Annotated in this window: 18 protein-coding genes; 10 read left to right on the top strand and 8 right to left on the bottom strand. The window is 71.2% G+C overall.

The genetic code is table 11. The annotated features are described in order from the left end of the window. Positions 1–199: 199 nt before the first annotated feature. A complete protein-coding gene (locus tag BMW99_RS22455; protein ID WP_069462039.1) occupies positions 200–1,093 on the bottom strand; it encodes a helix-turn-helix transcriptional regulator in 894 nt (297 codons plus the stop codon). Positions 1,094–1,274: 181 nt separating this feature from the next. Between BMW99_RS22455 and BMW99_RS22460 the strand changes: the two genes are divergently transcribed. The 4 genes from BMW99_RS22460 (at position 1,275) to BMW99_RS22475 (ending at position 4,676) form a co-directional block, all read left to right on the top strand. Continuing rightward, positions 1,275–1,595: a carboxymuconolactone decarboxylase family protein gene (locus tag BMW99_RS22460; protein ID WP_069462040.1), complete on the top strand. Its 321-nt coding sequence runs from the start codon at positions 1,275–1,277 to the stop codon at positions 1,593–1,595. Positions 1,596–1,660: 65 nt separating this feature from the next. Next, the gene (locus BMW99_RS22465) at positions 1,661–2,695 is read left to right on the top strand and encodes a zinc-dependent alcohol dehydrogenase family protein (RefSeq protein WP_069462041.1); all 1,035 of its coding nucleotides are present in this window, start codon (positions 1,661–1,663) and stop codon (positions 2,693–2,695) included. A gap of 93 nt (positions 2,696–2,788) precedes the next feature. Beyond that, on the top strand, positions 2,789–3,766 hold the full coding sequence (locus BMW99_RS22470; RefSeq protein ID WP_069462042.1) for an aldo/keto reductase: 978 nt from the start codon (positions 2,789–2,791) through the stop codon (positions 3,764–3,766). 58 nt (positions 3,767–3,824) lie between these two features. Next, positions 3,825–4,676 (top strand): aldo/keto reductase, encoded by an 852-nt coding sequence (locus BMW99_RS22475; protein WP_069462043.1) that lies wholly within the window; start codon positions 3,825–3,827, stop codon positions 4,674–4,676. A 105-nt stretch (positions 4,677–4,781) separates the two neighbouring features. On the opposite strand, the gene BMW99_RS22480 is transcribed toward BMW99_RS22475, so the two are convergent. Beyond that, complete coding sequence (locus BMW99_RS22480; RefSeq protein ID WP_143080554.1) at positions 4,782–5,831, bottom strand: right-handed parallel beta-helix repeat-containing protein; 1,050 nt, start codon at positions 5,829–5,831, stop codon at positions 4,782–4,784. Positions 5,832–6,126: 295 nt separating this feature from the next. Between BMW99_RS22480 and BMW99_RS22485 the strand changes: the two genes are divergently transcribed. Next, positions 6,127–6,858, top strand: coding sequence for a hypothetical protein (locus BMW99_RS22485; protein ID WP_141725990.1), 732 nt, complete (start codon positions 6,127–6,129; stop codon positions 6,856–6,858). Between the two features lie 127 nt (positions 6,859–6,985). Here BMW99_RS22485 and BMW99_RS22490 read toward each other — a convergent pair whose 3' ends face one another. The 3 genes from BMW99_RS22490 to BMW99_RS22500 all read right to left on the bottom strand — a co-directional run bounded on the left by BMW99_RS22490 (position 6,986) and on the right by BMW99_RS22500 (position 9,909). Next, the gene (locus BMW99_RS22490; protein WP_069462046.1) at positions 6,986–8,473 is read right to left on the bottom strand and encodes a UbiD family decarboxylase; all 1,488 of its coding nucleotides are present in this window, start codon (positions 8,471–8,473) and stop codon (positions 6,986–6,988) included. Between the two features lie 21 nt (positions 8,474–8,494). Beyond that, positions 8,495–9,070 carry a UbiX family flavin prenyltransferase gene (locus tag BMW99_RS22495; RefSeq protein ID WP_069462047.1) on the bottom strand — a complete coding sequence of 192 codons (576 nt, stop codon included), beginning with the start codon at positions 9,068–9,070 and terminating at the stop codon, positions 8,495–8,497. 83 nt (positions 9,071–9,153) lie between these two features. Further along, positions 9,154–9,909 carry an SDR family oxidoreductase gene (locus tag BMW99_RS22500; protein ID WP_141725991.1) on the bottom strand — a complete coding sequence of 252 codons (756 nt, stop codon included), beginning with the start codon at positions 9,907–9,909 and terminating at the stop codon, positions 9,154–9,156. Between the two features lie 209 nt (positions 9,910–10,118). Here BMW99_RS22500 and BMW99_RS22505 point away from each other — a divergent pair, with 209 nt between their 5' ends. Next, positions 10,119–10,751 carry a response regulator transcription factor gene (locus BMW99_RS22505; RefSeq protein ID WP_075017425.1) on the top strand — a complete coding sequence of 211 codons (633 nt, stop codon included), beginning with the start codon at positions 10,119–10,121 and terminating at the stop codon, positions 10,749–10,751. 18 nt (positions 10,752–10,769) lie between these two features. Here the strand turns inward: BMW99_RS22505 and BMW99_RS22510 are convergent, their stop codons facing one another. Further along, complete coding sequence (locus BMW99_RS22510) at positions 10,770–12,689, bottom strand: sensor histidine kinase (RefSeq protein ID WP_069465200.1); 1,920 nt, start codon at positions 12,687–12,689, stop codon at positions 10,770–10,772. Between the two features lie 303 nt (positions 12,690–12,992). Here BMW99_RS22510 and BMW99_RS22515 point away from each other — a divergent pair, with 303 nt between their 5' ends. Continuing rightward, positions 12,993–14,702: a SpoIIE family protein phosphatase gene (locus BMW99_RS22515; RefSeq protein ID WP_069465201.1), complete on the top strand. Its 1,710-nt coding sequence runs from the start codon at positions 12,993–12,995 to the stop codon at positions 14,700–14,702. A 153-nt stretch (positions 14,703–14,855) separates the two neighbouring features. On the opposite strand, the gene BMW99_RS22520 is transcribed toward BMW99_RS22515, so the two are convergent. Continuing rightward, entirely contained in the window at positions 14,856–15,317 is a 462-nt protein-coding gene (locus BMW99_RS22520) for an ATP-binding protein (protein WP_069465202.1), read from the bottom strand. A gap of 153 nt (positions 15,318–15,470) precedes the next feature. Here BMW99_RS22520 and BMW99_RS22525 point away from each other — a divergent pair, with 153 nt between their 5' ends. Beyond that, positions 15,471–15,833, top strand: a complete 363-nt coding sequence (locus BMW99_RS22525; protein ID WP_079138682.1) for an STAS domain-containing protein — start codon at positions 15,471–15,473, stop codon at positions 15,831–15,833. A 351-nt stretch (positions 15,834–16,184) separates the two neighbouring features. Here BMW99_RS22525 and BMW99_RS22530 read toward each other — a convergent pair whose 3' ends face one another. Continuing rightward, a complete protein-coding gene (locus BMW99_RS22530) occupies positions 16,185–16,982 on the bottom strand; it encodes a GntR family transcriptional regulator (RefSeq protein WP_069465203.1) in 798 nt (265 codons plus the stop codon). A 122-nt stretch (positions 16,983–17,104) separates the two neighbouring features. Here BMW99_RS22530 and BMW99_RS22535 point away from each other — a divergent pair, with 122 nt between their 5' ends. After that, positions 17,105–18,400 carry a D-tagatose-bisphosphate aldolase, class II, non-catalytic subunit gene (locus tag BMW99_RS22535; RefSeq protein WP_075017419.1) on the top strand — a complete coding sequence of 432 codons (1,296 nt, stop codon included), beginning with the start codon at positions 17,105–17,107 and terminating at the stop codon, positions 18,398–18,400. Then, positions 18,397–19,560, top strand: a complete 1,164-nt coding sequence (locus BMW99_RS22540; protein WP_075017420.1) for an SIS domain-containing protein — start codon at positions 18,397–18,399, stop codon at positions 19,558–19,560. Before BMW99_RS22535 ends, BMW99_RS22540 begins: the two co-directional genes overlap by 4 nt. Positions 19,561–19,565 lie beyond the last annotated feature (5 nt).

Below are 19,565 nucleotides of genomic sequence, written 5' to 3' on the forward strand. Positions count from 1 at the left end.
TCGCAACAAGTCGGCACATCACCGAATTACACCGGGCGATGGCGCAACCGTGCACCCCCGCACGCCGGATTTCCGGAAACACAACGCCGCGCACAACCCGTTGCGGCGGGAAACAATCCGGATCGCACCGGCGATCCCCCGGGCCCCGCAGCCTCACCGACGCCGATCGCCGATACCGCACGTCATGTGCGCGGGAGTTTCACTTCTGCGCCGGTCGCGGCGCGTGCTGGGGTGCACTCATGTCGAGAAGTGTGACGGCGTCGTGCTCGGGCGAACCCGGGGTGGTGACGTAGACGCCCAGCCGGTGGCCTGGGGTGCCTTCGAGCTGCATGCCCTGGAAGTTGAGGGTGAGGTCGCCGACCCGGGGGTGGTGGAACGTCTTGGGCTTACGGGTGTGGGGGCTGCGGGTGACCTGGTAGCGGTCCCACAGTCTCGCGAAGTCCGGGCTCTTGAGGAGGAGTTCACCGATGAGGTTGGCCAGGTCGGGTGCATCGGGATCGGTGCCGGCCAGGGCACGCAGGCGGGCGACGCATCCGACGAGCTGGGTGTCCCAATCGGCATAGAGATCTCGGGCCGCGGGGTGCAGGAACAGGAAACGCGCCAGGTTGCGCTGCTTCGCGGGCCAGTCCCCGATGCCGGCGTAGAGGGCGAGCGCGCCGGGGTTGTGGGCGAGGAGGTCCAGGGTGCGGCTGGTGACATACGCCGGGTTGGGGCGCAGGCTCTCCAGCAGCAGCTTGGCCTGCGGGTTCACGGTGCGGCTGGGGGCAGGTGGCGGTTCGGGGGCGTGACGGGCGGCGCGGATCACGAGGTCCTGGAGGTGTTCCAGTTCGTCGGTGTCGAGTTTCAGGGCGCGGCCCAGGGCGTCGACCACGGACAGGCTGGGGCGGGTCTCCTTGCCGCGTTCCAGCCGGGTGTAGTAGTCGATGCTCACTCCGGCCAGCGCGGCGACCTCCTCACGGCGCAGCCCCGGGGTGCGGCGCACCCCGGCGCCGGGGGTGAAACCGACCTCGGCCGGCGTCAGCTGGGTGCGCCGGGCGCGCAGGAACCGTCCCAGCTCGGTGCCGCCGCTGTGGTCGTGCCGCTGTTCCGCCATGCCTTCCAGTGTGACCCGCAGGTCATCGGGGTGCTCGGGCCGAGGGGCGCCCTGCCACACCCCCTCTGGGGCTCCCGGGAAAGGCCCGCCCTGCCAGACGCTCCGCGAATCGGGAACGGTGGAGAACGCGGACATCCGCGCTCCCGCAGACGTCCACTTCCCGGAACGAGAGCAGGCACCCATGCCGGACCAGGAACAGACCCGAGCCCAGCAGCTCCTCGGCGACACCGCACCGGAGCTGGTGCGCCTGACCGACGACGTGCTCTTCGGCCGGGTGTGGGCCGATCAGGGGCTCTCACGGCGGGACCGCAGTCTGGTCACCGTCGCCGCGCTCGTCACGCTCTACCGTCCAGAACAGCTCGACTCGCACCTGCGGCTCGCTCTGGCCAACGGCCTGAGCAAGGACGAGCTGGTGGCGGCGCTCACCCATCTGGCGTTCTACGCCGGATGGCCCAGTGCGATGTCCGCGATGACCCGCCTGAAGGCGATCACCGAGGCGTAGAACGCCACAGCCCGGACTTCCGTCGCCGGACCAGCACCTGCTTCTTCACCAGAAAGGCACTCATCGTGCGCGCAACCCGTCTCCACCAGGCCGGTGACGTTCGTGTCGAGGACGTCGCGGACCCGAGGATCCAGCAGCCGACCGACGCGCTCGTGCGCATCGTGATGGGCTGCATCTGCGGCAGCGACCTGTGGCCCTACAAGTCGCAGCCGCGTACCGGCAACCCCCGCCAGATGGGCCACGAGTTCGTCGGCGTCGTCGAGGAGACCGGTGCCCAGGTCACGAGCGTCAAGCCCGGCGATCTGGTCGTCGCCCCCTTCACCTACGCGGACGGCACCTGCGCGTACTGCCGCGACGGCCTGCACACCTCCTGCCCGCAGGGCGGCCAGTGGGGCGTGAACGGCGTCGACGGCGGGCAGGGCGAGGCCACCCGCGTCCCGTACGCCGACGGCACCCTCGTCCCGCTGCCCGTCAGTGAGGACTCCGACCTGCTGCCGGACCTGCTCACCCTGTCCGACGTGCTGTGCACCGGCTACCACGCCGCCCGCACCGCCGGCGTCAAGCCCGGTGAGACCGTCGCCGTCATCGGCGACGGCGCGGTGGGCCTGTCCGCGGTGATCTCCGCGAAGCTGCTCGGCGCCGAGCGGATCATCCTCATGGGCCGGCACACCGCGCGCACCGACCTCGGGCGCGACTTCGGCGCCACCGACGTCGTCGCCGCGCGTGGCGAGGAGGGCGTGGCCGCCGTCCGCGACCTGACCTCGGGCCGCGGCGCCGAGCGGGTCCTGGAGTGCGTGGGTCTGGAGGACGCGCTCGTCCAGGCCGCCGGGGTGGCCCGCGACGGCGGCGTGATCAGCCGCGTCGGCGCCCCGCAGTACCCGGCGGTGCCCTACGGCTTCCCGGAGTTCATGCGCAACCTGACCCTCACCGGTGGGGTTGCTCCCGCCCGCGCGTACATCGAGGAACTGATGCCGCACATCCTCGGCGGCGAGATCCGCCCGGGCCGGGTCTTCGATCGCACCGTCCCGCTGGAGCAGGTCGCCGAGGGCTACCGCCTCATGAACGACCGCGAGGCCCTGAAGGTCATCGTCCGCCCCTGACCGCCGCACGGCCCGTCCCCGGGGAGCCGAGCCGCGCTTCCCGCACGCGGCGCCCCCAGCCGCACCGCACCCGTACAGAACGGATGGATTCTGATGAAGCACATCACACTGCGTGACCTGGAGGTCTCCCGGATCGGGCTCGGGGCGATGGGCATGTCCCAGGCCTACACCGGTGCCGGCACCGACGACGCGGAGTCCCTCCGCACCATCCACCGGGCCCTGGACCTGGGCGTCACCTTCCTCGACACCGCCGAGATCTACGGCCCCTACACCAACGAGGAACTCGTCGGCCGTGCCCTGAAGGGCCGCCGCGACCAGGTCGTCCTGGCCACCAAGTTCGGCCTCGTCTCCCATGCCGACGGCGGGCGGAGGAACGTGGACAGCAGCCCGGCCAACATCCGCACCGCCGTCGAGGGCTCCCTCACCCGCCTGGGCACCGACCACATCGACCTGTACTACCAGCACCGCGTCGACCCGGGCACGCCGATCGAGGAGACCATCGGGGCGCTGGCCGAGCTGGTCGCCCAGGGGAAGATCCGGCACATCGGCCTGTCCGAGGCCGGCCCCGACACCATCCGCCGCGCCCACGCCGTCCACCCCGTCACCGCGGTCCAGTCCGAGTACTCGCTGTTCACCCGCGACCCCGAGGCGCGGGTGCTGCCGGTACTGCGCGAGCTGAACATCGGCTTCGTACCGTTCTCCCCCCTCGGTCGCGGCTTCCTGACCGGCGCGATCCGCTCCACCGACCAGTTCGACCCCACCGACTTCCGCGCCGGCAACCCGCGGTTCTCCGAGGAGAACTTCGCGCACAACCTCCGCCTGGCCGACCAGGTCGCGGCCGTCGCCACGCAGGTCGGGGCCACGCCCGCACAGGTCGCGCTGGCCTGGCTGCTGGCCCAGGGCGACGACATCGCCCCCATCCCCGGCACCAAGCGCGTGGCACGGATCGAGGAGAACGCCGCGGCCGACACGGTGCACCTCACCGACGACCAGCTCACCGAGCTCACCGGCCTGCCGCCCGCGGCCGGCGACACCCACAACGAGGCCCAGATGCGCATGATGGAGCGCTGACCGGCACTCCTGGCACACCCTCACATCGTCTTCGCCTCAGAACATCCCGGGAGAACCCGTGCAGTACGTCACCTTGAACAACGGCGTCCGGATGCCGATCCTCGGCTTCGGCGTCTTCCAGATTCCGCCGGAGGACACCGAGCAGGCCGTCTCCGACGCCCTCGCGGCCGGCTACCGCCTGCTGGACACTGCGGCGGCCTACGGCAACGAGGAGGCCGTCGGCCGCGCCGTCACGTCCAGCGGCATCCCCCGCGAGGACCTGTTCGTCACCACCAAGCTGTGGGTCCAGGACGCCCCCGCGCAGGACAACACCCGGCGTGCGCTGGAGACGTCGCTGACCAAGCTGGGCCTGGACCACGTCGACCTGTACCTGATGCACCAGCCCTTCGGCGACGTCTACGGCCAGTGGCGCGCGATGGAGGCCGCCAACCGCGAGGGCCTGGCCAGGGCCATCGGCGTCGCCAACTTCTCCCCCGACCGGCTCCTGGACCTCCTCCTCAACAACGAGATCACCCCGGCGGTGAACCAGATCGAGACGCACCCGTTCTTCCAGCGCACCGCCGATCACGAACTCATGCGCGAGCACGGCGTCCAGCACCAGTCGTGGGGCGGCTTCGCCGAAGGCAGGAACGGCCTGTTCACCCACCCCGTCCTCAGCGAGATCGGCACCGCGCACGGCACGTCCGTGGCACAGGTCGTACTCCGCTGGCTCATCCAGCGGGGCATCGTCACCATCCCCAAGTCGGTCGACCCCGGCCGCATGGCACAGAACATCGACGTCTTCGGCTTCGAGCTGAGCGACGAGCAGATGGCCGCCATCGCCGCCCTGGACACCGGCACGACGCTGTTCTTCGACCACCACGACCCCGAGAAGGTCGCCTGGCTCAGCAAGCGCCGTCTGGACGACTGAACGGCGTCCGGGGCTCACCGTCGTGCACGAGGAACTGCTGCGCACGGCCAGGGAGTGGGGGCGGGCTGTGGCGCATCCACCGGCCCTCTCCCTCGCCGGCCACGGTCAGGCGGTGCAGCCGGCCACGGGTGTCGGGCTGCCCACGCAATTGGTGGGACGGTTTCCCGCGATGCGGGAGTGGTGGTTCACCAGAGTGTCCCCGACGTCGTTGAACACGCCTCCCGGCGCACCGCCCGCCGTGTTCCTGGTGACGGAGGTGAAGTTCAGGAAGAGGCGGGTGCCGGAGTCGACGTTGTAGATGCCGCCGGCCAGCAGGCCCGCGGCGTTCCTCGCGATGACGCTCCGGCGGAAGGTGGCCTTTCCCCGATCCGCGTTGGTGACGCCCCCTCCGTGGTCGGATGCGTTGTTGGCGGCGATCGTGCTGCGGTCGACGGTCATCCGCCAGTTGTTCCAGAGGCCCCCGCCGTCGCCTGCCGTCACCCGGTTGCCGGTGATGGTGCTGCCCACGATGCTGAGCACGTCGTCGTTGAACACGCCTCCGCCGTAGAAGTAGCTGGAGGTGTTGCCCGCGATCGAGGTGGAAACGACGGAGGTGTCACCCTCACCGGCGATCCCGCCGCCGGAGTCCGTGGCGCGGTTTCCGATCACCCGGGACCTCACGAGCTTCAGGGTTCCTGCGTTCACGATGCCGCCGCCGTCGCCGTCGGCGGTGTTGCCCTTGACCAGGACGGATGCCGCTTGGAGCTTCCCGTGGTCCTGGACGCGGACGCCCCCGCCGTCGCCGGTGACACTGCCGTTCTCGATGGTGACGTGGCTGATCGTCGCCTTTCCGCCGGCCGCGACGTCGAGGAGGCGGAAGAGGCTGGCCGTCGTGCCGCGCCGAAGAGTGGCGCCGTTGCCGTCGATCGTGACGGCTCCCCTGATGGGAGGCGTCGCGTCATCTGCCGAGTACGGCGCGGTGAAGTCGTAGACGCAGCGCTTGGCAAGACTGATCTCGCCGTGGCCTCGGGCATTGGCCGCCTTGACGGCCGCGACGAGAGCGGCCGTACTGCAGCGCACACCCATGGGCGTACGGGCGACGGCGGGACCTGCGGAGAAGGCGGAAGCGGCCGTCACAATCGCGGCGACGCCGGCAAGGGATCGACGTACTGGCATGGCGGGGCATTCCTGCTTTCGGATCGGTGGGCGCAATGTCGGATACCTGCGAGGCGTGCACAAACGCAACCGCGTCGCAGTGTTGATATACGCCTTACCGGTTTTCAGAACGCGGACCCGCACGGCGCACTCGCTCGTTCGGTCGACAGGACAACCCGAAGAGACCTGCTTCCCGCGGAGACCCGGCGCGGGACGACCCGCGCGACCCGGACGACCCGGATCACTGACTCGGCTCAAGGCGATCGGGCATCCTGGGCATCAGAGAGGGGAGGCCGCTCTGTCACGTCAACTGGTGATGCGGATCAGCGCAGTTGTGCTGGCTCTCGCTGCTGCTGTCGTAGCTCTGGTTGCCGCGGGGGCGGAGAAGTGGGCCCTGACGGCCGTCCTCGCGGGGGCGAGCGCGGCCGTCACGGGACTCGTCACCCGCAACGTCGACACCGCGATCAGCCGTGGCCGCGAGGTGGTGCTGGCCCGGGCACCGGACGATCCCCTCACCATTCACGCTTCCCAGGTCTCCGGCTTCAGGGGATACGTCGGCCCGCTGCCTCCGACGACGGAGCGGTGGCGCGACCCCGCCAACGGGGTGGACCTCTTCGCTGTCGTCGTCCATCTGATCGTCGAGGCTGCCGGTGACCGTACGGCGATCATCGACAAGCTGGACGTGCGCATGGAGTCGTGCGATGCTCCCCCGCACGTCAGTGACCTCCGCGAGCCGCCCTTGGCTGCCCCGATGTCCCCTCGGCAGATGCGAGAGTTCCACGTGAGTCTCCACGTGGGACTCTCCGCGAACGCCACCGGTCCGGCGCCGTCGCCCAGACCTGCCGCGGGCGTACCGGACTTCCCCTACACGGTCACGCCCCTCAGTCCCGATCACTTCTACGTCCGTGTGACCACCGACGGGCCGGGCGACTTCCGGTGGCGCATCGGCGTGCACTGGATCTGCGGGGGAAAGTCGGGCGTCGTGGTCACCGATCTGCAGGGACAGCCGTTCCGTGTCGTCCGTCCCGAGCCCCAGCCGCGCTCGTAGCCGGTGCCAGGGAGCTTCAGTTGTTGCTCGGCGCCGCTGTCGCCGAGTGCTCCGTGCGGCGTGGAGTCGGGCGTCGGCGCACCGTGGGCGATGACGGCCGCACGGTGGGCGCCGGCGCCATCGCCCGTCACCGGTAGCCGTAGGTCTCCCATTTGGCCAGGACGCGTTCGTGCACGTCAGCGGGCCAGCCGTTCGTGAGGCTGCCCTTGACCGGGCGGTCCTCCTTGGTGAACAGATCGGCCAGCAGGCAGTTGTACAGCACCTTCCCGGCGCGGTAGGAGTGGGCTTCGGCCTCGGAGAGATACACCGAGAGCTGGACGTGCGGCAGGGCGGGGAAATGGACCTCGCCGTGTTCGGGGTGGGTCCGGGTCGCGAACGCCCACACCACGTCGTCGACGTCGGTGATGTCGATGTCGTCCTCGACCAGCAGCACCTTGGGGACGCCGAACCCCGCCTTGCCGGTGAAGACCACGTCTCCGATCTTTCGGGCGAGTTCCACCGACGGGACGGCCGTCGCCTCGTGCCAGTCCGATCGCACGGAGACGATCAGCCAGTGCATCGCCGACTCGAAGGAGAACCACGCGGAGGCGACCGGCAGACCGGCCTTGCGGAGCTGGTAGAGGATCTCGGCGGCGTGCATGGTGCCGGTGACGGTGTGGTCCTCCTCGACCGGGGGGCCGGCCGCGACGACGGGCAGGACGGCGCCGTTCCGGTGGGTGACGGCCGAGACGTGGAAGACGGGCTTGGGCGACTTCTCCAGAGCGTTGTAGCCGGGGTACTCGTTCATCGGCCCCTCCATCACCGTTTCGTCGAAGGCGATGTGGCCCTCGATCACGATCTCGGCGGTGGCGGGCACCATCAGGTCCACGGTCTCGGCCGGAACCACCTCCAGCCCCTCGCCGAAGAGCGCCCCCAGGAAATGGGACTCGTCGGCGCCTTCGGGCAGCGGCATGCCGCCGGCGAACGGCAGCGCGGGTTCCACGCCGAGGGCCACCGCGACCGGCAGCGGCCTGCCTTCCGCGGCCCACTGGGCGCGGATGATGCCCAGGTGCTGCGGTCCGGGGATGAGGCAGGCCAGGGTGGCCCGGTCGGCGATCATCATGCGGTTGACCGACCAGTTGGTCCAGGACCCGTCGGGCGTGCGGGCGATGTTCATGCCGTAGGTCTGGATGTATCGGCCGCCGTCGTTGCCGTGGATCAGCGGCGTCGGGAACTTCAGCAGATCGACGTCGGCGCCGAGCAGGATGTTCTCCTTGCAGGGAGCGTTCTCCGCGACGACCACCCGGGGGGCGATCCCCGGCTCGGCGCGGGCCGCGACGATCGCCTCCATGATCTCCGGCCCGGTCGCCTCGGCCGGCAGCCCGAGGGCCAACGCGATCCGGGCCAGGGGGTGTTCGGGGCCCGACAGGGCGCCGGGAGCGCCCAGCACACCGAACCCCGTGCCCTGGTATCCCGTGATGTTGGTGAACAGGGGGGCGGGCGCCCGAAGGTCGTAGGACCGGCGGATGACAGCGCCGATCTCCAGCCTCCAGTCGACCTCCTCCTCGATGCGCTGGACCTCCCCGATCGCTTCCAGTTCCGCGATGAACTCGCGCAGGCTGCGCAGATGCTTCACAGGCGTTCCTTTCCACGACGGTCATTCCCCCCAGCGGGGCATGTCCGGGACATCGATTCCGAACAGGTCCAACGCACGGCCCACGGTGTGGGCGACGACGTCGTCCAGGGTCCGCGGCAGCAGATAGAACGCGGGAACCGGCGGCATCACGATCGCGCCGGACTCGGTGGCCGCCGTCATCGCCCGCAGATGGCCGAGCGTCAGCGGCGTCTCCCGCACCAGCAGCACCAGCCGGCGCCGCTCCTTCAGCGTCACGTCCGCCGCCCGGGTCAGGAGGTTGTCGTTGCCGCTCCACGCCACCGACGACAGGGTCCGGACCGAACACGGCGCGACGAGCATCCCCACGGTGCGGAAGGAGCCGCTGGCGATCGCGGCACCCACATCCGCCGGACGGTACGTCACGTCCGCCATCGCGGCCAGGTCGGCTGCGGTCAGCTCCGTCTCGTGGGCGCGCGTCTGCTGGCCGGCCGGCGTGACGACCAGATGCGTCTCCACTCCGGCCTTGCGTGCGAACTCCAGGGCGCGCATCCCGTACGCGATGCCGGTCGCGCCGCTGATGCCCACCACCAGGCGCCGCGGAGGCTGCCCGTCATCCATGGCCGGCCTCGTTCGTCATGACGGTGCGCTTCCTTCCGTGGCTCTTCGCCTGGCCGCATCCGGAGTACCGGGCGGTCGCACCGTCAGAACATCGCCCCGTTGGCGCGGACGGTCTGGCCGGACACCCAGCCGGCCGCCTCGCTGACCAGCCAGCCCACGACCGGGGCGACGTCCTCGGGGAGGCCGAGGCGGTTGCGCGGGCTGTGGTGCGCGGCCGCCGCGATCGCCTCGGGGGTCTCGGCGTCGCGGTAGAAGGAGTCGTCGACCGGGCCGGGCGCGACCTCGTTGACCGTGATGGCACGTGCACCGAGTTCCTTGGCCGCGGCGAGAACCATGCGTTCGACGGCGGCTTTGGAGCCCGAATACAGGCCGTAGGGGCCGGTCATGATCGAGGTGAGCGTCGTGGAGAGCACGACGTAGCGGCCGTTGTCCGCGAGCGTGCGGGCGGCGGCCCGCAGGGTGTTGAAGGCACTGCGGGTGTTCAGGTCGATCAGGTGGTCGAAGTCCGCGTCCGTGAAGTCGGCCAGGGGCTTCTTGATGACGGCCCCCGGCGTGTGCACCACGATGTCGAGGTGCCCGTGCCGCGCGAGGACGCAGCCGAACAGGTCGTCGACCTCGGTCGAGCGCCGGGCGTCGGAGCGGATCGCCTCCGCGACGACGTCGTGCTTCTCGAGCGCGGCCAGGGTGCGTTCGGCGGCGGCCTGGTCGTTGGCGTAGCTGACGACGGTGGTGGCGCCGCGGGAGGCGAGCAGTTCGGCGACGGCGGCGCCCTGGTTGCGGCTGCCGCCGACCACCAGGGCCACCTTGCCGTCGAGGTCTCGCATCGGTTCGTTCGGCATGGCGGTGTTCGCCCTTTCGAGGAAGTGGGCCGGCGGTGGAACCGGCGCGCGGTCCACGTCCACGGACCTGTGGACCGCGGTCGTTCGGCTGGTGGGAACCAAGCCTGTCGTGCCGGCCGCCGATCCTTAAGTGCCCCTGTCAGGGATCCGGTTGTGCATTTCGCATACCCGTGGTGGACCGTCCGCCGGTGATCGGTGAGAATGTCCCCATGCCCGAGGGTCTGGCGTCGCACGATCGGATACGGATCCTGATCGCCGAGGACATGCACCTGCTGCGCGAGGCCCTGGTCGGCCTGCTCTCCGCCGAACCGGACATGGTCGTGGTGGCCGAAGTCGCCGACGGCGCGCGGATCGTGGACGGCGCGCTGGCGCACCGGCCGGACGTCGCGATCATCGACATCGGGATGCCGGGGCTCGACGGCGTCGAGGCCTCGATCGAACTGCGCGCGACGTTGCCCGGGTGCAAGGTCGTCATCCTCACCGCGCTCACCGCCCCGGGCCAGCTGCGCAGGGCCCTGCGTGCCGACGTCGCCGGCTTCCTGCCGAAGGACGTGCGGGCCGCGGAGCTGACGGCGGCGATCCGCACGGTGGCCGCCGGCGGCCGGGTGATCGACTCCGCACTCGCCGTCGCCGCGCTGGAGTCCCCCGCCAGCCCGTTGACCCAGCGCGAGACCGAGGTGCTGCGGCTGTCGGCCACCGGTGCCCAACCGGCCGAGATCGCCCAGCGGTTGTTCATCACCTACGGCACGACGCGCAACTATCTGACCTCGGCGGTGGGCAAACTCTCGGCGCGCAACCGGGTCGACGCGATCAGGATCGCCACCGAGGCCGGGTGGATCTGAACGCGGCGGTCAGCCGGCTCAGGTCCCGGCGACGAACTCCGCGACGACCTCGAAACGCCCCTGCGCCACGGGCCCCGCACTCAGCCGGCCCACGGTGCGTTCGGCCATCCCGAGCAGCCCCGCACCGCTCGGTCCCGGTTCCGCCGGACGCGTCAGGCCCGCGGAACCTGGACCGGACGGTCCGGCCCCGTCGTTCACGACGCGCAGGCACACCAGCCCTGCCCCCGAGGTGATCGCTATCGTGCACGTCACGGCCCGGCTGTGGCGCACCACGTTGGTGACCGCCTCGCGCAGCACCGCCGCCAGCGTCGCGTCCACCTCGGGCGGCAACGGCGTGACGGGAACGGACACTTCGACGTGGACACCGACGCTCTCGAGCACGCTGCGCGCGGCGGCCACCTCGTCGTCGGTGCGCAGAACGGCAGGGCCGGTGGCCAGCGCCACCAGTTCGGCCTGTACCCGCTCGGCGAGCCCGGACAGCTCGACGAACCGGGCGCGCGCCAGCACCGGGTCCGACGTGAGCAGTTTCCGGCACGCCTCGCCCCGCAGCGCCAAGGCCGAGAGGCTGGAGGACACCAGGTCGTGCAGGTCCCTGGCCACACGGGTGCGTTCACGGATCACCGCCTCCCGCGCCAGATCCCGCCTGGCCTCCCGGAGAAGGCCCACCAGCTGGGACAGGCGGATCAGGCTGTAGGACACCCAGGTCAGCACGACCATCGACATCACGGACGCCGCGATCCCGGCGGGGTTGGGGATCGGCGGCGGATAGACGAACAACGACGCGTACGGAACCGCCAGCACCCCGGCGACGATCCAGGCATCCCGCCGCCGGTACTGGGTGAAGAGCGGGCCGAGGAAGAACGGCCACAGCAGGGTGAACAAGTTGAGTTCCCACAGCAGGTCGCCCAGCGGAAACGCGGTGGGGACCAGGAGCAGCCCCAGCAGCGCCGTCTGCCGCCGCGAGATCCGCATCAGCAGGAGCACCGCGCCCGCGGCACACATGATCGGTGCCATGACCAGCACGGTCCAGGGCCGGTGGAACTGGGCGAGATCGCTGAAGACCGTGACCAGCGCGTCGCACAGATACACCCCGGCCAAAGCCCACTTCGCCTCTTTCGGCGACACGATCGGCGCGTCGGGCGGCACGGCCGTGGCCGGACGCGGCAGGGCGGGCGCTCGATAGGCGCCGGCCATCCGGCGGACGTCGGCCAGCGCCCCTCGGGCCGTCCCGACCATCGCTTCCAGCCGGCCGTCCGCCTCGTCCTCCGCCCCCGCTTCGAGCGTCCGCGCCGCCTGCCGCGCCAGCAGCCGCAGCCGCCGTCCCACGAGAGCGCGCAGCTCGCCGTCCAGCCGTCGCCGCTCACGAGCGAGCAGTTCCCGCGCCAACTCCCCGCGAGTCGCGTGCAGTTGCGCCACCATCGCGGCCAGGGCGTAGAGACTGAACACGATGATGCCGTCGATCGCTGTCTTCGCCGTCCTTTCGCACGCGTCCACCGCGCCGTCGCCCAGCCGGAGACCGGCGAGGTCCGTCACCACCAGGACGAGCCCGAACAGCGCCCAGCCCGGTCGTCCGCGGAACACGCACAACGCGACGACCCCCAGCGGCCACGGCAGCCAGTCCCAGCGGACACCGACCAGGGCGAACGGCAGCGCGTAGAGCGCCGCGAGCACCGTCAACAGCAGGCTGCGAACGGCGAGTCCAGGCCGCCGCCACTCCTGCAGCAGCCCCACCATCGGCAGGTAGCACGCCGTCGCCAGCAGTATCGCGGGCCACGCCAGGCCCTCCTGCCAGGCGGACAGCAGCCTGATGACCATGATCAGACCAAGCGCGGCCCACAGCATCGTCCGCACGAGACCGTGCCGTAAGTCGTCGGTGTCGTCACGTGCGTCACGGTCGTCACGTGCGTCACCAAGCTCGAACCCGATGAGCGATTCCACCCGCACCCCCCCCGGTGAAGCCCCAGGGTAGGGGACCGCCGGCGTGGCGCGGGCCTCCGCCGGCCGATGCCGAACGGTGAACCCTCAGCGGGGGTCCGACGAAGCCGCCTGAGCCGCCCCGTACGCGGTGGGGTCACGAGGCGTGACAGGAGTTCCGGTCGCCCGCCGTTCCGACTCGGAGAGTTTTCGTCCTCCCCCCGCGGGAAGCGGATGCGAAGGGTGGGAAAGCGTCAGTCTCTGAAGCAGTCCGCCTCGGCTGGGGCGATCCAGACGGACGACGAGAACTCACGGAGGCCGAGACCGGTGACTCATCCAGGTACCGAGAACCCTGCGCACTCCGCATCCGCCGGCCCCGGCGTTGTCACCGGCCTCCTCGACGCGGTGGACGCCGGGGCGTACGCGGTCGACGACCAAGGCGTGATCGTCGCCGTGAATCCGCGCGGGTCGGGACTCCTGGCCCGCCCTGCGGACGACCTGATCGGTGCGGACGCCCACGACCTGTTACACCGGGACGCCCATGGCAAGCCGATGGACCGCGAACGGTGCCCCATGCGGCGGGCCATGCTCACCGGGCGCACGGCACCGGAGCAGGCCGGCTGGTACGCGCGCGGCGACGGGTCACTCATCGCCGTCTCATGGCTGGTCACACCGTTCCGCGACAGTCACGGCAGAACCGGTGCGCTGGTGATCTTCCACGCCCGGTCGGCCGCCGAAGCCGATCGCGAGCGGGGCCTGGCGACCGCCTCGCTTTCGGAGCTGGAACGCCTGGCGCTCCTTGCGGAAACGACGTCCCGCCTGACGTCGACGCTCGACCCCGACCAGGCGCTGCGCAGGCTCGCCCACATCGTGCTGCCGCGGCTGGCGGACTGGCTCGTCGTCGACCTGCTGGCGGAGAACGACGAAGTGTGGCGCAGTTTCGTGGCACACGCCGGCGACGGCGCGTTCACGGAGCGCGCCGATCTGTGCGGCCCTCTCCCGCCGGTGCCCCCGGAGTCTCCCCGCCCCTTGTCCAAGGCGCTGCGAGGAGCGGCCACCACCCTGGCGACCGAGGAGACCTACGCCGGCGAGCCGGACTCCGGCCTCGCCGTGGAACAGCAGCGGCTGTTCGCCGCCACCGGCATCCGCTCCGCCGTCATCGGACCCATTCGCGGACCGCGGGAAGTCCTGGGAGCCCTCACGCTGGGCCGGGCCGAGCGCGACGTTCCCTTCACCGAGGACGACATCGCCCTGCTCGACGACATCGCCCTGCGCACGGGGATCTCTCTGGAGAATGCCCGGCTCTATCAGCGGCAGGTCCGTGTGGCCGAGACCATGCAGCACCACCTCCTGCCCCGGCTGCCCCGGGTCGCGGGGCTGGAGACCACCGCCCGTTACGTGTCAGCCCCCGACGCCTCACAGGTCGGCGGCGACTGGTACGACATGTTCCCCCTGCACGACGGATCCTTCGGCCTGGCCATCGGCGACGTCGCCGGCCACGACCTGGACGCCGCCGCCGGCATGGCCCAGCTCCGCAACATGCTGCGCGCTCACGCCTGGACGCATCAGGCGACTCCCGGCAGCATCATGCGCCGACTGGACGAAACCGCCGTGCACCTCACCGACGTGACCATGGCCACCGCGGTCTTCGGCAGGCTCGATCACGACGCCGCGACGGGCTGGCGCCTGCGCTGGACCAACGCGGGTCATCCACCGCCCCTGCTCGTCGACGACGTCGGGCGCGCGCGCTTCCTCACCGAGGTCCACGGCCTGCTCCTCGGTACCCGAGCCTCGGGCGAACGGCCTGACGCGAACATCAGCCTTCCTCCCCGATCGACCGTGCTCCTCTACACCGACGGCCTCGTGGAAGACCCGCACGCCCACCTCGACGAGGGCCTGGAACGGCTGCGCAGGCACGCCGCCGCACTGGCCCATCGTCCGTTGGACGCGTTCTGCGACCTGGTCCTCGAGCGCGTGCGCCCCGCGGCCAACGACGACGACGTGGCCATGCTCGCCCTGCGCGTGCCGGGCGCCTGAGGTCTGGCTTCTGACGTCTGACGTCTGATGGATCGCCATGGGGAGTCCGGGATCCCGGTCGGCGAGTCCGGCCGCCACCCCCGTGGCGACACGGTCGGCGGAACGGGCACCCGAGCCTGTGCCACCGCTCACGGGACCTCGGCCCGCCGACCCTTACAGGGGCCTGGCCCCCGATGCGGCGTCGTCCGGCTCGTCGGTCAGGGCGATGCGGACGGTGATCCGCTTGCCGACCGGTTCTCGCCGCGCCTCGAAACCCTGCGCCACGGCCATGACGATCTCCAGACCGTGCTGGCCGACCCGGCCGGCGTCCGCCGCCCGTGCCAGCGGCAGCACCGGATCGGAGTCCCACACGGCGACTTCGACCGTGCCACCCGAGATGCGCAGGTCCAGCAGGATCGGGCCGGGAGCGTACTTGCGGGCGTTGGTGACCAGTTCGCTGACCACCAGCTGGGTGACGTCAATGGCGCGCCGCGAAACGGGCGGACCGTCGTCTTCCCGGACGCGGGAGAGGAAGTCGGCCGCCACGTGACGTGCCCGGGCGATGTCCGTGCCGTCCCCGACCAGGGCCACGCCGGCCTGCAGGCGCCGTTCGTCCGGCGCCGGGTCTGGTTCCATCACGGCTGCTCTTCGTCTCCCCTTCACAACTTTTCGTCGTGTACCCACGCAGCGGCGGTTCACTCGTGTCCGTTTCGTCGACCGGCGCCGAGACGGCGGCACTGCGCACGGGCATCGGAGTATGCCAGGATCACGTGCATGTCTGATGGAGAGATGACGGACGCGGAAAACGGTGGGCAGCCCGTCCGGCTGACCGTCGCGACCAGCACCACCGAGGGCATCCGCGTGCTCACCCTGGCCGGAGAGATCGACCATCACACCGGTGACACACTCCGCGGGGCCCTGGACACCTCCGGCACTCCACACCCCCGCATCGTGGTCGACCTGCGCCAGGTCACGTTCATGGACTCCAGCGGAATCAACATCCTCATCGCCGCCCACCACGCCCTCCACGAAGCCGGCGGCTGGCTCCGCCTGGCCGCCCCCACCGGAGCCCCGTTGCGCACCATCACCATCCTCGGCGTCGACGCCGTCATCGACTGCCGCGCGACCCTCCACCAGGCCCTCACCGACTGACCGGCCCCCTGCGCTTCACGTGCTGAGAGGTCGCGCCCGGCACCCGGTCCAGGCTGGGGCTGGGGCTGGGGCTGGGCCACGCTCGACGCTCGCCGGCTGCGCTTGAGCCACACCCCTTGATCATCGGCAGGCCGCCGTGACGTGGCGGTGCCACACGGCTTCTTCCAGCGTGTCCAAGAAGTGGGCCCGTGCGGCCTTGGCCCAGCCTGCCTTCTGCGGCGGCTCGCGTGCGCATCTCGGCGATGTGATCGATGAGTTGGCCGATCCGCGGCTCGCCCGGCGCGAGTCGGAGCTTCGCGGGCGGCGCGGTGCCGAGTGCCAGTGGGAGGCCGTTGAACGCGGCCGGCCTGGCTACGAGGTGATCGCGCCCTGGAAGCGGTAGCGGTCGCCGCGGTAGATGGCGAGCGTGAGTTCGAGGGGGCGGCCGTCCTGGTTGAAGGCGAGCTGGTCGGCGAGGAGTACCGGCGTGGCGTCGGTGATCTCCAGGAGTTCGCGCTCTTCGGCGTCCGGCAGCCGCGCCTCCACCGCGTACTCCGCGACCTGGGGCAGCTGCGGCGGGTCGGCGCTGCGCAGGGTCGCGAACAGCGACGCGGTGGTGAAGTCGGTCTCGGCGAGAGCCGGGCACAGCGCCAGGGGCAGGCGGTTGTGTTCGACGACGACGACCTGGTCGTCGAGGTAGCGCAGCCGCCGCATCTCGAACAACGTGGCGCCCGGGCCGATGCGCAGCTTCTGCGCCTCGATGACGGTCGCCGGCCGGACCGTGGACTGCAGGACCCGGCTGCGGGTGGTCAGCCCGTGCTTGGCCGCGTAGTCGGCGAAGCCCTCGACGGTGTGGGCGCGCGCGCCGGCCTCGTTCGCGGCCGCGGCTCCCGGAGCCGCCGCGTGCTGGGTGACGAACCAGCCGCGAGCGGCGGCGGACTCGACCATTCCCCGGGCGGCCAGCTCGGTCAGCGCCGCGCGCAGGGTGACGCGCGACACACCGTAGCGCGTCGCCAGCGTGCGCTCCGACGGCAGCCGGTCGCCGGCTCGGGCCCCGTGGGAGGAGATGTCGTCCCACAGGCGCGCGGCGACCTGGGTGTACAGGGGCAGCGCGCCGTCGTCCAGCAGGCCCCGGGGAAGCGGGGAGGCGTCCCCTTCGGAAGCAGTCATACCAGAAGCATACCAGAAGACGACCATTGACGACCATCCACCAGGCCAGTACGGTTCATTGCAGCTCGGACTTTGCGCTGAAAAGCACTCAAAGCCGGGCAAGAACGCGCAAGGAGCTGTTGATGCGGAATTTGCTGGACGAAGTGGTCCAACGACACAAGGCCGGAGGCTCGCAGGGCATCACCTCCGTGTGCTCCGCCCACCCGCTGGTCATCGAGGCGGCCGCGCGGCAGGCACAGGACAGCGGCGATTACCTCCTGGTGGAGGCGACCTCCAACCAGGTCGACCAGTACGGCGGCTACACCGGTATGCGGCCCGTGGACTTCCGCGACCTCGTGCACGGCATCGCGGCCGAAACCGGTCTGCAACTGGATCGCGTCATCCTGGGCGGAGACCACCTCGGACCCAACCGGTGGCGGGCCCTGCCGCCGCACGAGGCCATGGAGCATGCCGAGGCCCTGGTGGCCGCCTATGCGGCGGCCGGCTTCACCAAGATCCACCTGGACTGCAGCTTTCCCTGTGCGGGCGACCCGACCCCGCTGGCCGACGACCTGGTCGCGGAACGCGCCGCGCGGCTGATCCGGGCCGCCGAGGACGCTGCCGGTCCGCAGCCGGCCGGCGGGATCCGGTACGTGATCGGCACCGAGGTGCCGACGCCCGGCGGGGCCCACGAGGAGATCGGCGCCCTGCTCCCCACCACGGCGGAAGCGGCGCGGACGACCCTGGAGCAGCACCGGAAGGCGTTCGCGCTGCACGGCATCGAGGACGTCTGGCCGCGCGTCATGGCCCTGGTGGTCCAGCCCGCCGTCGAGTTCGACCACCTGCGGGTCGTCGACTACCGGCCGGAGCTGACCGCGGAGCTGCGCACCGTTCTCGACGGGGAACCCGCCATGGTCTTCGAGGCGCACTCGACGGACTACCAGACCGTCGAGGCCCTGACCGCGCTCGTCGAGGACCACTGGGCGGTCCTCAAGGTCGGTCCGGGGCTCACCTTCGCCTTGCGGGAGGCGCTGTTCGCCCTCGCCGCCATCGAGGAGGAACTGGTGCCGGCCGCCGAACGGTCGCGCCTGCCCGAGGTGGTCGAGCAGCGGATGCTCGCGGAGCCCGCCATGTGGGAGGGCTACTACCCGGGCGGTCCCGCCGAGCAGCACGTGGCCCGCCGCTACAGCTACAGCGACCGGCTGCGCTACTACTGGCCGGACCCGGAGGTCTCCAGGGCCCAGGCGCGCCTGCTCGACAACCTGGCGGCCGTGGACATCCCCCTGCCGCTGCTCAGCGCCCACCTTCCGGACCAGTACGCCCGAGTCCGGCGCGGAGAGCTGGCCTCCCGGCCGCGCGACCTGGCCGTGGACCGCGTCCGTGACGTCCTGCGCGACTACAGCCGCGCCTGCGACCCGAACCACAAGGAGCTCGTGTGACCCCCCTCTCGGCCAGCCCCGTCGTCGACGACGGGGCCGCCCACACCGTCCGTGAGATCGCCCAGCAGCCCGCCCTGTGGCGCGAGGTGGACCGGATCGTCGCGGCCTCGCGGCAGTCGCTCGACGCCTTCCTGCGCCCGCTCACCGACCGCGGCGACCTGCGCGTGGTGCTCACCGGCGCCGGCACCTCCGCCTTCGCGGGACAGGTGCTCCAGACAGCGCTGACCCGGCGGCTGGGGCGGCGCGTCGAGGCGGTGGCCACCACCGACCTGGTCGCCGACCCCCGCGGGTGCCTCGCCGAGGACGTGCCCACCCTGCTGGTCTCCTTCGCGCGGTCGGGCGACAGCCCCGAGAGCGTGGCCGCCACCGATCTGGCCGACCAGGTGCTCTCCGAGGTGCACCACCTCGTGATCACGTGCAACGCCGAGGGCAGCCTGGCGCGCGGCCACGCGGACCGGCCCGGGTCGTACGTGCTGTTGATGCCCGCCGCGGCGAACGACCAGGGCTTCGCCATGACGTCGAGCTTCACCTGCATGACGCTCGCCGCCCTGCTCGCCCTCGGCGGCGAGGCCTACGAGGGCGTCACCGAGCGCCTGGCGTGTGCGGCCGAGCGGATCCTCGACGACGCGAACGTCGAGCGGACCGTCGGCGACCTGCTGGCCCGCGCGCCGGAGCGGATCGTCTACCTGGGCAGCGGGGCGCTGAAGGGCCTCGCCGGGGAGTCGGCGCTCAAGGTGCTCGAACTCACCGGCGGGACGCTCGTGGCCGGCGCCGAGTCCTCGCTCGGGTTCCGCCACGGTCCCAAAGCGGTACTCAACGGACGTACCGTCGTCGTGGTGTACGTGTCGAACGACCCCTACACCCGCCAGTACGACCGGGACATCGCCGCCGAGCTGCGCGGGAACCTGCCCGCCGGAAGCGTCGTGACGGTCGCCGCGACCGGCGGCGGGCCGCTGGACGGCGGCCTCGCCGACGGCTGGGCACTGCCCGGGCTGGACGATGTCGAGGACGTCGCCATGGCCCTGCCGGCCGTGGTCTACGCCCAGCTCGTGGCCCTGCGCGCCGCCCTCGCCGGAGGGATCCGCCCGGACCAGCCGTTCCCCTCGGGCGAGGTCAACCGGGTCGTGCAGGGCGTGATCCTGCACACCCTGCACAACTGAGAAAG

The sequence above is a fragment of the Actinacidiphila rubida genome (assembly GCF_900110255.1).
In the GTDB taxonomy this organism is placed as follows: Bacteria; Actinomycetota; Actinomycetes; order Streptomycetales; family Streptomycetaceae; genus Actinacidiphila; species Actinacidiphila rubida.